Origin of the sequence: Streptosporangium nondiastaticum, assembly GCF_003011965.1 — a bacterium.
Taxonomy (GTDB): domain Bacteria; phylum Actinomycetota; class Actinomycetes; order Streptomycetales; family Streptomycetaceae; genus Streptomyces; species Streptomyces nondiastaticus.
On the sequence record NZ_PXWG01000011.1, the window covers coordinates 93,442 to 106,245 of the forward strand.

11 protein-coding genes are annotated in these 12,804 nt (G+C 74.8%); 6 read left to right on the forward strand and 5 right to left on the reverse strand.

The genetic code is table 11. The features are described 5' to 3' along the window. Window positions 1-25: 25 nt before the first annotated feature. The 4 genes from B7P34_RS07730 to fxsA all read left to right on the forward strand — a co-directional run bounded on the left by B7P34_RS07730 (window position 26) and on the right by fxsA (window position 5,436). Window positions 26-1,669 carry an amidohydrolase gene (locus B7P34_RS07730; RefSeq protein WP_106675056.1) on the forward strand — a complete coding sequence of 548 codons (1,644 nt, stop codon included), beginning with the start codon at window positions 26-28 and terminating at the stop codon, window positions 1,667-1,669. 524 nt (window positions 1,670-2,193) lie between these two features. Further along, window positions 2,194-3,939 carry an apolipoprotein N-acyltransferase gene (gene lnt / locus B7P34_RS07735; RefSeq protein ID WP_106675057.1) on the forward strand — a complete coding sequence of 582 codons (1,746 nt, stop codon included), beginning with the start codon at window positions 2,194-2,196 and terminating at the stop codon, window positions 3,937-3,939. Continuing rightward, window positions 3,936-4,697 carry a polyprenol monophosphomannose synthase gene (locus B7P34_RS07740; protein ID WP_106675058.1) on the forward strand — a complete coding sequence of 254 codons (762 nt, stop codon included), beginning with the start codon at window positions 3,936-3,938 and terminating at the stop codon, window positions 4,695-4,697. Before lnt ends, B7P34_RS07740 begins: the two co-directional genes overlap by 4 nt. Before the next feature lie 124 nt (window positions 4,698-4,821). Further along, window positions 4,822-5,436 carry an FxsA family membrane protein gene (gene fxsA / locus B7P34_RS07745; RefSeq protein WP_106675059.1) on the forward strand — a complete coding sequence of 205 codons (615 nt, stop codon included), beginning with the start codon at window positions 4,822-4,824 and terminating at the stop codon, window positions 5,434-5,436. A 102-nt stretch (window positions 5,437-5,538) separates the two neighbouring features. Here the strand turns inward: fxsA and B7P34_RS07750 are convergent, their stop codons facing one another. Together B7P34_RS07750 and B7P34_RS07755 are read right to left on the reverse strand one after the other, a co-directional pair. Beyond that, window positions 5,539-5,913, reverse strand: coding sequence for an RNA polymerase-binding protein RbpA (locus tag B7P34_RS07750; protein WP_004948858.1), 375 nt, complete (start codon window positions 5,911-5,913; stop codon window positions 5,539-5,541). A gap of 256 nt (window positions 5,914-6,169) precedes the next feature. Further along, on the reverse strand, window positions 6,170-6,835 hold the full coding sequence (locus B7P34_RS07755) for a YczE/YyaS/YitT family protein (RefSeq protein ID WP_106675060.1): 666 nt from the start codon (window positions 6,833-6,835) through the stop codon (window positions 6,170-6,172). Window positions 6,836-7,004: 169 nt separating this feature from the next. Here B7P34_RS07755 and B7P34_RS07760 point away from each other — a divergent pair, with 169 nt between their 5' ends. Next, window positions 7,005-8,528 (forward strand): PLP-dependent aminotransferase family protein, encoded by a 1,524-nt coding sequence (locus B7P34_RS07760; protein ID WP_106675061.1) that lies wholly within the window; start codon window positions 7,005-7,007, stop codon window positions 8,526-8,528. 380 nt (window positions 8,529-8,908) lie between these two features. Here the strand turns inward: B7P34_RS07760 and B7P34_RS07765 are convergent, their stop codons facing one another. Beyond that, on the reverse strand, window positions 8,909-10,447 hold the full coding sequence (locus B7P34_RS07765; protein ID WP_106675062.1) for a hypothetical protein: 1,539 nt from the start codon (window positions 10,445-10,447) through the stop codon (window positions 8,909-8,911). Between the two features lie 49 nt (window positions 10,448-10,496). Then, window positions 10,497-10,691, reverse strand: a complete 195-nt coding sequence (locus B7P34_RS07770; protein ID WP_030365431.1) for a hypothetical protein — start codon at window positions 10,689-10,691, stop codon at window positions 10,497-10,499. A gap of 353 nt (window positions 10,692-11,044) precedes the next feature. Here B7P34_RS07770 and B7P34_RS07775 point away from each other — a divergent pair, with 353 nt between their 5' ends. Then, window positions 11,045-11,458 carry an ankyrin repeat domain-containing protein gene (locus B7P34_RS07775; RefSeq protein ID WP_106675063.1) on the forward strand — a complete coding sequence of 138 codons (414 nt, stop codon included), beginning with the start codon at window positions 11,045-11,047 and terminating at the stop codon, window positions 11,456-11,458. 214 nt (window positions 11,459-11,672) lie between these two features. On the opposite strand, the gene B7P34_RS07780 is transcribed toward B7P34_RS07775, so the two are convergent. Next, a partial coding sequence (locus B7P34_RS07780; protein ID WP_146166764.1) for an ATP-dependent DNA ligase occupies window positions 11,673-12,804 on the reverse strand: 1,132 nt, incomplete at its 5' end.

Below are 12,804 nucleotides of genomic sequence, written 5' to 3' on the forward strand. Positions count from 1 at the left end.
CGGGTCAGGGGAGAGACTGATCCCCATGACCGAGCCCCACGCATCCCAGGACAAGCCGCGCACCGTACTGCTGCGCAACGGCGACGTGCACAGCCCCGCCGACCCGTTCGCCACGGCCATGGTCGTCGAGCGCGGCGCCGTCGCCTGGGTCGGCTCCGAAGGGGCCGCGGACTCCTTCGCGGAAGGGGTCGACGAGGTCGTGGACCTCGGCGGCGCCCTCGTCACCCCCGCGTTCACGGACGCACACGTGCACACCACCGCGACCGGCCTCGCGCTCACCGGTCTCGACCTCACCGGCTCCCGCTCCCTGGCCGAGGCCCTCGACCGGATCCGGGCGCACGCCGCCGCGCGCCCCACCGAGGGCGTCCTCCTCGGCCACGGCTGGGACGCCAGCGCGTGGCCCGAGCAGCGCCCGCCGTCCCGCCGCGAGCTGGACGAGGCCACCGGCGGCCGCCCGCTGTACCTCACCCGGGCCGACGTCCACTCGGCCGTCGTCACCACGGCCCTGCTCGACCTCGTGCCCGGCCTCGCCGGCCTGGACGGATACGCCGCCGAGGCCCCGCTGACGGGTGACGCGCACCACGCCGTGCGCGCCGCCGCGCACGCCGGCATCACCCCCGCCCAGCGCGCCGCGGCCCAGACGGCCGCGCTCGACCGCGCCGTCTCGCTCGGCATCGGCTCCGTGCACGAGTGCGCCGGCCCGCAGATCTCCGGCACCGAGGACTTCACCGGGCTGCTGCGCCTCGCCGCCGGCCGCCCGGGCCCGCGCGTCGTCGGCTACTGGGCGGAGGCCGTCGCATCCGCGAACGACGCGCAGCGCATCCGCGAGCTCGGCGCGGCCGGCGCCGCCGGCGACCTCTTCGTGGACGGCTCCCTCGGCTCGCACACCGCGTGCCTCCACGAGCCGTACGCCGACCTGCCCGGCAGCACCGGCACCGCCCACCTCGACGCGGCCGCCGTCGCCGCCCACGTCGCCGCGTGCACCGAGGCGGGCATCCAGGCCGGCTTCCACGCCATCGGCGACGCCGCGCTGACCGCCGTCGTGGAGGGCGTCCGCGCCGCGGCCGGCAAGCTGGGACTCGCGCGCGTCCGCGCGGCCCGGCACCGCGTCGAGCACGCCGAGATGCTCACCCCCGAGCACATCGCGGCCTTCGCCGAGTTCGCCCTCACCGCCTCCGTGCAGCCCGCCTTCGACGCGACCTGGGGCGGCGACACGGCCATGTACGCCCGGCGCCTCGGCGTCGAGCGGGCCCGCACCCTCAACCCGTACGCGGCCCTGCTGCGCGCCGGCGTGCCGCTCGCCCTCGGCTCCGACAGCCCGGTCACCCCGCTCGACCCGTGGGGCACCGTCCGCGCCGCCGCCTTCCACCGCACCCCCGAGCACCGGATCTCGGTCCGGGCCGCGTTCACCGCGCACACGCGCGGCGGCTGGCGGGCGATCGGCCGCGACGACGCGGGCGTCCTCGTGCCGGGCGCGCCCGCCGACTACGCGGTCTGGCAGGCCGGAGACCTCGTCGTGCAGGTGCCGGACGAGCGCGTCGCGAGCTGGTCCACGGACCCGCGCTCGGGCACCCCGGGCCTGCCCGACCTGACTCCCGGCACCGGCCTCCCGGTCTGCCTGCGCACCGTCGTGGGCGGGCGGACCGTCTACGAGCGTCCGAACGAGTGACGCGTACCCGGCGCGTACCGCCGAACGATGAGACGTCGGCCTGTCGCCGCCGGTGATCACTCGCCGTACTGACCTGCTGATTTAGTGCATATCCCCAGGTCGCAGAGGTGTTGACAGGGTCCGGGCGGCGGCCGGTAGGTTCTGCGGAGTCCACCACAGGACGTCCGGCCGGTGCACTTCCACACAGTCGTCGAACGCCGCTGGGCCATGGGGTGGTGCGCCGGGGAGCGGCCACCGCCACTGGCAGCCAGGTTCCAGCGCACGGGGGCGACGGAGGTGCTGCCGGGCCGGCAGGTGCGACCCGGGTGGGGCCCGGACGTTCAGTAGACAACGGCTCTCGGTCGACCCGCAGCCAGCGGGTCCCAGGTCGGCCCGAAGGACGCCGGGCCCCCATTCGCCCCACCCCCTTCCCCCGGTCTTTTCCCGGCCTTCCTCCGCCTTTCCGCGCGCACCCGTGGCGGGCACGGCGCCCCGAGCGATGTACCGTCGGGCTCATCACCGCAAGACAGCAGGAAGGCTCGCCCGTGCCCCCGGGTCCCGAAACCACCGCCGGAGCCGGCGCGGCATCCGCCCCCGGCGACGAGCGCTCCCCGGCACCCCCGGAGGAGACCGCACCCGCCGCGGGGGAGACCGCCGCGGAGGGAGTCCCCGCGGAGGAGACCGCGCCCGCTCCGCAGGCGCGCCCCCGCCGGGCCGTGCGCCTCGCCCGGCTCGCGCGCCGCGAGGCCGCCCGCACCGGGATCGCCGCGCTCTCCGGCGTCGCGTTCGCCCTGTCCTTCCCGCCCTACGACGTGTGGCCGCTGTCGGTCGTGGCCGTCGCCGCGCTGGCCCTGCTCACCCGCGGGCGCACCGCCCGGCAGGCCGCCTGGACCGGCTTCGCCTTCGCCCTCCCCTTCTTCTTCGTGCTGCTGCGCTGGCTGCACGTCGTCGGCTACGACGCCGTGACCGGCCTGTCGCTCGCCGAGGCGCTGTTCGTCGCCGTCCTCGGCGCGGCCCTCGCCCTCGTCTCCCGGCTGCCCGCGTGGCCGCTGTGGGGCGCCTGCCTGTGGGTCGCCCAGGAGCTGGCCCGCGACCGGCTGCCGCTGGGCGGCTTCCCCTGGGGCCGGCTCGCCTTCGCCAACACCGGCTCGCCGTTCACCCCGCTCGCCGCCCTCGGCGGCGCCCCGCTGGTGAGCTTCGCCGTCGCCCTGACCGGCGGCCTCCTCGCGTACGCCGTCACCGTCGCCCTGAAGCTGCGCGCGTCCTCGGGCCCGGGCCGGTTCCGGGCGGTCCTGCCGGGCGTCGAGGCGCTGGCCCTCGCCGTCGCCGTGCTGCTCGCGGGCTACGCGGTGCCCGTGCCGGTCAAGGCCGACGACGAGGTCAAGGTGGCGCTCGTCCAGGGCAACGTCCAGCACGCCGGCATGGACTTCCTCGGCCGCCCGATGATGATCCTCGACAACCACGCCGAGGCCACGCTCCAGCTGGCCCGGGACGTCAAGGCCGGCCGCGTGCCGAAGCCCGACCTCGTCATCTGGCCGGAGAACTCCTCCGACCTCGACCCCTTCCAGTACCCGCAGGCCTACGACCGCATCGAGGAGGCGGTCAAGGCCGTCGGCGTGCCCGTCCTCGTCGGCGCCCTGGTGGACCACCCGGGGCAGAGCGGCTACATCGACAACAAGGGCATCGTCTGGGACCCGAAGACCGGCCCCGGCGCCTCCTACGCCAAGCAGCACCCCGTGCCCTTCGGCGAGTACGTGCCCTTCCGCAGCGCCCTGAGCAAGGTCATCACCCGCCTCCAGCGCGTGCAGCGCGACTTCTACCCCGGCGACCACACCGGAGTGATGCAGATCGGCCCGGCTCGTCTCGGCGACGTCATCTGCTTCGAGGTCGCCTACGACGAGATCGTCCGCGACACCGTCAAGGCCGGTGCCCGCGCCCTCGTCGTCCAGACCAACAACGCCACCTACGGCCGCACCGGCCAGCCCGAGCAGCAGCTGGCCATGTCCCGGCTGCGGGCCGTCGAGCACGGCCGCGCCGTCGTCACCGTCGCCACCAGCGGCATCAGCGCCGTGGTCGCCCCGGACGGCACGGTGCAGCAGCGGAGCGAGGAATTCACCCGCGACGTGATCAGCGCCACCCTCCCCCTGCGGGACGGGACGACCGTGGCCGACCGCGTGGGTGCGGCGCCCGAATGGGCGCTCGCTATGGTGGGCCTTCTGTCCTGTGCGGCCGCACTCCTGATCGGCCGTCGGGTACGGACGGACGAGCCGGAAAAGAGAGGCCAGCAGTGAACGACGGTGGGCAGCGGAGATTCGGTCCGCTCGGCACGACCTTGGTGATCATCCCGACCTACAACGAGGCGGAGAACATCAAGAGCATCGTCGGACGGGTGCGGTCGGCAGTACCGGAGGCGCACGTCCTCGTCGCCGACGACAACAGCCCCGACGGCACCGGCAAGCTCGCCGACGAGCTCGCGGGCGACGACGACCACGTCAAGGTCCTGCACCGCAAGGGCAAGGAGGGCCTCGGCGCCGCCTACCTCGCGGGCTTCCGCTGGGGTCTCGACCACGGCTACGGCGTCCTCGTCGAGATGGACGCCGACGGCTCCCACCAGCCCGAGGAGCTGCCCCGCCTGCTCACCGCCCTCAAGGGCGCCGACCTGGTGCTCGGCTCCCGCTGGGTGCCCGGCGGCAGGGTCGTGAACTGGCCGAAGTCGCGCGAGTTCCTCTCCCGCGGCGGCTCCACGTACTCCCGGCTGCTCCTCGACGTGCCGATCCGCGACGTCACCGGCGGCTTCCGGGCCTTCCGCCGGGAGACCCTGGAGGGCCTCGGCATGGAGGAGGTGGCCTCCCAGGGCTACTGCTTCCAGGTCGACCTGGCCTGGCGCGCCGTCAAGGCCGGCTTCCACGTCGTGGAGGTGCCCATCACCTTCGTCGAGCGCGAGCTCGGCGACAGCAAGATGAGCCGCGACATCGTCGCCGAGGCCCTGTGGCGGGTCACCTCCTGGGGCGTCGGCTCCCGGGTCGGCAAGGCGCTCGGCCGCAAGTAACCCGGCGGCGATGCCGTGACGGGTGCTGCGCCGGGTGCCGCCAGGGGCGGCCCGGCCGGCCGCGCCGTAAGCGGCCCATAAGCGCCGCCCCCGGCTTCCGCCGCAGGCCAGGCACACTTGAGGCATGACGTTCGGAGCACAGCAGACGAGGAACGGCCGCCCGCCGCAGCGGCGGCGCGCCCGCAGGCTCATCCCCCTGGGAGTGGCCCTCTGGGCCGTCCTGGAGATCTGGCTGCTCACGCTGGTGGCCGGTGCCGCCGGCGGCCTGACCGTCTTCGCCCTGCTGGCCGGCGGCGTCGTCCTCGGGTCCTACGTGATCAAGCGGGCCGGGCGGCGGGCCTGGAAACGGCTCACGGTCTCCCTGCAGCCCGGCGGCGCGACCGCCGAGCCGGGCGGCGGCCAGGAGACCGGCGGCAACGCCCTCACGATGCTCGGCGGCCTGCTGATCATCCTGCCCGGACTGCTCTCCGACGCGGCCGGCCTGCTCTGCCTCTTCCCGCCCACCCGCGGCCTGCTGCGCAAGGCGGGGGAGCGGTGGCTGAACCGGCCGGCGGCCCCGGGCACGCTCGGGGACGCCTTCCGGCAGGCCCGCAGCGCTGACCTGGGCGGCATGGGCGGCATGGGCCCCGGTGGTCCGGCCGGCCCGGGCGGGCCCGGCGGCAAGGTCGTCCAGGGCGAGGTCATCCGCGACGACGAGCCGCCCGCCCCGCGGCCGGGCGGGCCGCAGCTGCCGCGCTGAGAAGCGCGACGGGACGTGCAAAAGGGCAACGGGACAGGCAAAAGGGCCCGGGCCACTGCTTCGGCAGTGGCCCGGGCCCTTTTGTTACTGCGTGGTGCCCGCTCAGGCGGACTTGCGGGTGTCCCGCGGATGAACGGCAATGTTCATGGCGCCGGAACGAAGGACCGCCAGCCGCTCGGCCAGCACCTCCTCCAGCTCCTCACGGGTACGTCGCTCCATGAGCATGTCCCAGTGCGTACGCGCAGGCTTGCCCTTCTTCTCCTCAGGACCGTCGCCGTCCACCAGGAGTGCAACGGCGCCGCACGCCTTGCACTCCCACTCCGGCGGAATCTCCGCCTCTACCGAGAACGGCATCTCGAATCGATGGCCGTTCGGGCATGCGTACTCCACCGCCTGGCGCGGGGCCAGATCGATGCCGCGGTCGGTCTCGTAGCTGGTAACCACAAGTCGCGTGCCGCGGAGAGCTCGCTCACTCATGAATCGTGCCTCCCGGGCTTAGTCGCCCACAGGACAGGTGTCGCTGTCGTCGTCATCCGGTCAACGTCCGGTCGGCGGTGAAGATTCCCGTTGAGGGACATGCGTCGCCCGTCGTGCCGCCCCTTGTTGTACCCACCAACGCCCGTTTTGTCACATCTGGCAACGGATGTCACCCTGCGTTTCTGTCGCGTTAGCGTGCAGTAACGGTTCGTTCGGTGGGTCGAAGGCGTACACTACCGGTCCGCTTCGGTCCGGCCTAAACCAGGTCCGGAACTTTCTCCCCGGCCGGGACCACGGGCGCCGGAACAGTTCGCTCCGGAAGGGCGAACCGCCGCAGGAAGAACTGCGACAGCGGGCCGATCGCCAGCGCGTAGAAGACGGTGCCCGCACCCACCGAGCCGCCGAGCACGAACCCCGTCGCCAGCACGACCACCTCGATGCACGTCCGCACCAGCCGCACCGAGCGGCCCGTGCGCCGGTGCAGCCCCGTCATCAGCCCGTCCCGCGGGCCCGGGCCGAACCGCGCCGAGATGTACAGCCCCGTCGCCACCGCGCACAGCACCACCGAGAAGCCCAGCAGCGGGATCCGCAGCCACAGCGACCGCGGGTCGGGCGTCACGCTCAGCGTCGCGTCCATCGCCAGGCCGATGACCAGCACGTTCGAGACCGTCCCCAGGCCCGGCCGCTGCCGCAGCGGGATCCAGAGCAGCAGGACGAGCGCCCCGATCGCGATCGACGCCGCGCCGATCGAGATGCCCGTGTGGCGCGCGACGCCCTGGTTCAGCACGTCCCACGGCGCGAGCCCCAGCCCCGCCCGCAGCTGCAGCGCGCCGCTCACCCCGTACAACGCGAGCCCGACGTAGAGCTGCAGCAGCCGGCGGGTGAGGGATGCCCCTCCCGACGGTCCCCCTGATGCGGACAACGGATCCTCCTGACAGTTCGGCCTGGCACGAGCCGGCACGGCCCCGAAAGCGCGTGCGCGGCAAACTGAGCGGCCACCCGCAGTGGTGCAAGTGGCCTGCCGCATGTCAGTCTGGAGAACAGGTGGACGGAAGATCCATGGCCAATCCCCGAAAGGTGGACCGATTCAGATGAGTCATTGGACCTCGTCGGTGGGTGCGCAGAAGCTCGCGCGCCTCCTCGGCTCGCAGCGGGACCGCGAGGCGCAGGGCGGCCGCGGCACGGTCACCCCCCTCGGCAGCCGCCGCGCCCCCGCCTACCGCTCGCTCGCCGACGGCATCCGGCTGCTCGTCCTCGAAGGGCGCGTGCCCGTCGCCGCCCGGCTCCCCGCCGAGCGGGAGCTCGCCGCGGCCCTCTCCGTCAGCCGCACCACCGTCGCCGCCGCCTACGAGGCCCTGCGCGGCGAGGGCTTCCTCGAATCCCGGCGCGGCGCCGGCAGCTGGACCGCGGTCCCCGCCGGCAACCCGCTGCCCACCCGCGCCCTGGACCCGCTGCCCCCCGAGGCCGCCGGCTCCGTCATCGACCTCGGCTGCGCCGCCCTGCCCGCCCCCGAGCCCTGGCTCGGCCGCGCCGTCCAGGGCGCGCTGGAGGAGCTGCCGCCCTATGCCGCCACCCACGGCGACTACCCCGCCGGGCTGCCCGCCCTGCGCCAGGCCGTCGCCGACCGCTACACCGCCCGCGGCGTGCCCACCATGCCCGAACAGATCATGATCACCACGGGGGCCATGGGCGCCGTCGCCGCGATCTGCCGGCTCTTCGCCGGCCGCGGCGAGCGGGTCGCCGTCGACTCGCCCTCGTACGCCAACGTCCTCCAGCTCATGCGCGAGGCCGGCGCCCGGCTGGTGCCCGTCGCCATGGGCGACGGCCTCGCCGGCTGGGACCTGCCGGCCTGGCGCCAGGTGCTGCGCGACGCCGCCCCCCGCATGGCCTACGTCATCGGCGACTTCCACAACCCGACCGGCGCCCTCGCCACGGAGGAGCAGCGCCGGCAGCTCGTCGAGGCGGCCCGCGCCGCGGGCACGCTGCTCGTCGCCGACGAGACCATGGCCGACCTCTGCCTGGAGCCCGGCCTGGAACTGCCGCGCCCCGTCTGCGCCTTCGACCCCGCCGGCAGCGCCGTCATCACCGTCGGCTCCGCCAGCAAGTCCTTCTGGGCCGGGCTGCGCATCGGCTGGGTGCGGGCCGCGCCCGACGTCATCCGCAGCCTCGTCGCCGCCCGCGCCTACGCCGACCTCGGCACGCCCGTCCTCGAACAGCTCGCCGTCACCTGGCTGATGACCACCGAGGGCTGGGACGCCGCCGTCGGGATACGGCGGACCACCACGCGCGAGAGCCGCGACTCGCTCGTGGCGGCGGTCCGCCGCCACCTCCCCGACTGGGAGTTCACCGTGCCGCGCGGCGGCCTCACGCTCTGGGTCCGCACCGGCGGCCTCTCCGGCTCCCGCATCGCCGAGGCCGGCGAACGACTCGGAGTGCGGGTCCCGTCGGGCCCCCGCTTCGGCGTCGACGGCGCCTTCGAGGGCTACGTCCGCCTGCCGTTCACGGTGACCGGCGCGGTCGCGGAAGAGGCGGCGTCCCGCCTGGCGGAAGCGTCCCGCCTGGTGGCAAGCGGCGCGACGGCGGCGGTGGAGGCGCCGCGCACGTTCGTGGCCTGAGGGGGCGGCACCCTCTTTCCGCCGAGGCGGGGCTTGCTGCCGCCGCGACGGCGAGCAATTGGTGACGGCCTGTCCGGCGGTGCCGGGCCCGCTCAGGTGGGTGGGCGGTCGCCGCGCTCTCATCCCGCCGCGACGGCGAGCAATCGGAGACGGCGCATCCGGCGGTGCCGGACCTGCCTGGTGTGCGTTCGGCACCGCCGGACTGCGCCGCGGGGGTTGAGCGCCGTGGCGGCGGAGTGGGGATGTACGGGCCGGCCACCCTGCTCCCGCCGCGACGGTGAGTCACCAGCAGCGGCCTGTCCGGCGGTGCCGGACTCGCCTGGGAGTGCGCGGCACCGCCACGCCACGCCGCCCCGGCGGAGCCGGACCGCGCCGAGCGGTTACGTCGCTCCCGCCGGGAGAGGGTCGTCGCCGCGGCCGTCGGCCGGTAGGAGGGACAGGACGGCCCGGCGTTCGTGGTCGGACGTCTCCTCGTCGTACGGGTCGGGCGTCGCCGGGACCTGCAGCCGGTGCACCGGGCCCGTGCCCAGGCGGGCGTACCCGCGCCCCGGCGGCGCCTCCGGCGGCGGCGTGGTGCGCGGCGGGGCGCCGAGCACGGCGCGGACCTGTTCGTCGGTGACGGCGCCCAGCAGCACGCGGGCGCGCGTGAGCGCGAGCACCGGCTCCGCCAACTGGGCCGCCGCGTCGTCGAGGTGATCGCCCAGGACGACGGTGACGTTCGCGATCCGCCCGTGCCGCAGCGGCACCTGCAGCAGCACCTGCGGGTCGGCCCGGCCCTCCGCCGCGGCCAGGTGGCCGAGCGCGGTGGGCCGGTCGACGACGATCCACAGGGGCCGGCGGACGTCCTCGGGCGCCTGACGGCCCTCCTGGCGCGCGCGGTTGGCCGCCGTGAGCCGCCGTTCGGTCTCGTGGGAGGCCCACTCCAGGACGGCGAGTGCGCCGGCGGCCGAGGACTCGACGGCCAGGACGCCGTCCCGGCCGCGGAGGAAGGAGAACTCGCCGGACCCGCTGCCGTCGACGGCGACCACGTCGCCCTGGTGCAGGGCCTGCAGCGCGAGGGAGCGCAGCAGGGTGCTGGTGCCGGCGGCGGGCCGGCCGAGGACCAGCAGGTGCGGCTCCGTGGAGCGCGGTCCCGTGCGCCACAGCACGGGCGGCTCGTCACGGCGGTCGGTGCCGTCGAAGACCGGCAGGGTGCGGTGCACGGCGCCGGGGTCGGTGAAGCCGAGCACGGTCTCGCCGGGCGCGGTCACGAACCGCTGGGCGAAGATGTCGGCGGGCAGCGCGGGCAGTACGCGCACGTGGAGCCGGTTGGCCTCCGCGTCCCAGTCGAACCGGTACTCGCGCCCCCGCCCGGCCTTCATCTGCAGCAACTGCTCGATCCTGGCCCGCGCTTCCGGTTCGCCGTCGGTGAAGTAGGCCGGGTAGCGCAGTTCCAGGGAGGCGAGCCGGCCCTCGTGGTCGAAGGAGTGGCCGGCGAAGGCCTCTTCCCAGTCGCCGTCGTGGGCGTAGAGCGGCGCCGGGTCCTCGGGGACGGAGAAGTAGGGCACGAGGGCTTCGTAGAGCGCCTGGAGCCGCTCGCCCTCGCTCTCGCGGACCGTCCCGTACGCGGCGTCGCGGTCGCGCCCGGCCCAGGCCGAGAGGGTCATGAGGACGACGCCGGCGAGCAGCGGCCCGTACGGCAGGAGCATCACGATGGCCGCGCACGAACCCGCGAGCAGCAGCGTGGGGCCGCGGCGGTCGCCCGGGGTCCGCTGCCACCTGCGCCACGCTCCGGCGGCCAGGACGCGCAGGCCGCGCGCGATGACGCAGAGCGGGTGGAATATGTCGGCCGCGCTGTCGGCCGCCGTGCGCGCGAGCTCCTGACCGCGGGCGACGGGCCGGCCGCCGCCCAGGGTGCGGGGGAGCTGTCGTGGGTCCACGTCGGTCTCCTCCTGCGGGGGTCGCGGCCGGAGCGCCGGTCGGTGCGGGTCAGAACTTGAGGCCGCCCAGGAGCCCCGCGAGGCTGGCGCTGCCGGCCCTGATGCTGGGGGCGATGGCCGTGCTGGAGAGGTAGAAGCCGAAGAGGGCGCAGACGATGGCGTGGCTGGCCTTCAGGCTGTCCTTGCGGAAGAACAGGAAGACGATGACACCGAACAGCACGACGCCGGAGATGGACAGGATCATGACGTTTCTCCTGAGTGGGTCGAGGGGTTCTCCATGAGCTCCTCAGGACTCACGGAAAGTATTAATGCGAAAAAAAGACACCGCAGTTCGATCATTGGGGCTTCCGTCGTGATCGACGGAGCGGCGGTGAGGGGCGGCAAGGGGCCGCAAAAATGCAAACCGCCTGCCCGGGGCCGCGGACCGCACGCCCGCACCGGTGCGAACCGGACGCGGAGATTCTCGCGCAGGCATCCGGTGATTCACCCGAACGGGCGCGTCCGTGCCTGCCGGACAGCGCGCCGCACCCGTACATAGGGTGGGGGCACACCGATATCGCGTGCACCCGTGCGCACTGACCGGAGGACCGCGGACCCATGACCGAGCAGACCCCCGAAACCGAGCCCGCCCACGACCCCGAGGTGCTCCAGCTCGCCGCCAAGGTCTTCGACCTGGCGCGCCACGGCGACACCGACACGCTCGCCGCCTACGTGGACGCCGGCGTGCCGGCCAACCTCACCAACGACCGCGGCGACTCGCTGGTCATGCTGGCCGCCTACCACGGTCACCTCGACGCGGTGCTGGCCCTCCTGGAGCGCGGGGCGGACCCGAACCGGGCCAACGACCGCGGGCAGACGCCCCTGGCGGGCGCCGTCTTCAAGGGGGAGGACGAGATCGTCCGCACGCTGCTGGCCCACGGCGCGGACCCCTCGGCGGGGGCGCCTTCCGCGGTGGAGGCGGCGGGCGTCTTCGGGCGGCAGGACCTGCTGGAGCTCTTCCGGGGCGAGTGAGACCGCGTGGGGCCGCCGCCGCGAGGCGGCCTCGCGCCCGCGAACGGCCGGACCGGTCCCACCGGGACCGGCCGTTCACGCTTCCCGGGCGGCCCGGCACCCGCCGCAACGTCCCTCTCTCAAAACTCTCTTACCTCCGCGCGCCATCAACTGTCCATGTCCATCACCACCTGCCGCGGACGTCAACCAGCAGGGGCGGAACAAGCCGGTCGTCCTACCCGGCGGTGCCCAGCGCCAGTACGGCGTCCACACTGTCGGCCTCTTCCGCCCGCTTGTCCGGGCGGTACCGCACCACGCGCGCGAACCGCAGCGTCACCCCCGCCGGGTACCGGGAGGATCGCTGGAGGCCGTCGAAGGCGACCTCCACCACCAGCTCCGGCCGCACGGTCACCACGAAGCCGTCGTCGCCCACGGCCAGTTCGCGCAGCCGCTCCGTCTGCCACGCCAGCATCGCGTCCGTCATCCCCTTGAACGTCTTGCCGAGCATCGCGAAGGAGCCGTCCGGCCGCCGCGCCCCCAGGTGCAGGTTGGACAGCTTTCCCGTGCGCCGCCCGTGCCCCCACTCCGCCGCCAGCACCACCAGGTCCAGCGTGTGCACCGGCTTCACCTTCAGCCACGCGGATCCCCGCCGGCCCGCCGTGTAGGGCGCGTCCAGCGCCTTGACCACCACGCCCTCGTGGCCGCGCCGCAGCACCGCCTCCGCGAAGTCCCGCGCCGCGGCGCGGTCGTCCGCGTCCGCCGGGTCCGCGACCACCAGCCGCCGCACCCGCAGCGGCTCGGGCACCACCCGCGCCAGCTCCGCGTGGCGCCCGGCCGTGGGCAGCGCCAGCAGGTCGCGGCCGTCGACGGCCAGCAGGTCGAAGAAGACCGGCGACAGCGGCACCGTCACCGCCGCCCCGGCCACGTCCAGTCGCGAACCGACCCGGCCCGCGGTCTCCTGGAACGGGCGCGGCCGGCCCTCCGCGTCCAGCGCGATCACCTCGCCGTCCAGCACCGCCGACGCCACCGGCAGTTCCCGCGCCGCGCGGCAGAGCTCGGGCAGCCGCTCGGTGATCTCCTCCAGCCTGCGCGTCCAGATCCGTACGGAGCCGCCGTCGCGGTGCACCTGGACGCGGATGCCGTCGAGCTTCTCCTCGACGGCGCACGGCCCGAGCCGGTCCAGCGCCTCGCCGACGTCCTTGGCGGTGTGTGCCAGCATCGGCAGCACCGGGCGCCCGACCTCTAGCCGGAAGTCCGCCAGCGCCGCCGGGCCCCGCGCCAGCAGCTCCCGGGCGACCGCGCCGAGCGAGCCGCCCAGCATCACCGCCCGCCGCACCTCGGCGGGGTCCGCGCCGGCGGCGGCCGCG

Coding starts and splice junctions, on each gene's coding strand:
- B7P34_RS07730 (WP_106675056.1), top strand. CDS start 26: ATGACCGAGCCCCACGCATCCCAGGACAAGCCGCGCACCGTACTGCTG.
- fxsA (WP_106675059.1), top strand. CDS start 4,822: ATGACGTTCGGAGCACAGCAGACGAGGAACGGCCGCCCGCCGCAGCGG.
- B7P34_RS07750 (WP_004948858.1), bottom strand. CDS start 5,913: ATGAGTGAGCGAGCTCTCCGCGGCACGCGACTTGTGGTTACCAGCTAC.
- B7P34_RS07760 (WP_106675061.1), top strand. CDS start 7,005: ATGAGTCATTGGACCTCGTCGGTGGGTGCGCAGAAGCTCGCGCGCCTC.
- B7P34_RS07770 (WP_030365431.1), bottom strand. CDS start 10,691: ATGATCCTGTCCATCTCCGGCGTCGTGCTGTTCGGTGTCATCGTCTTC.
- B7P34_RS07775 (WP_106675063.1), top strand. CDS start 11,045: ATGACCGAGCAGACCCCCGAAACCGAGCCCGCCCACGACCCCGAGGTG.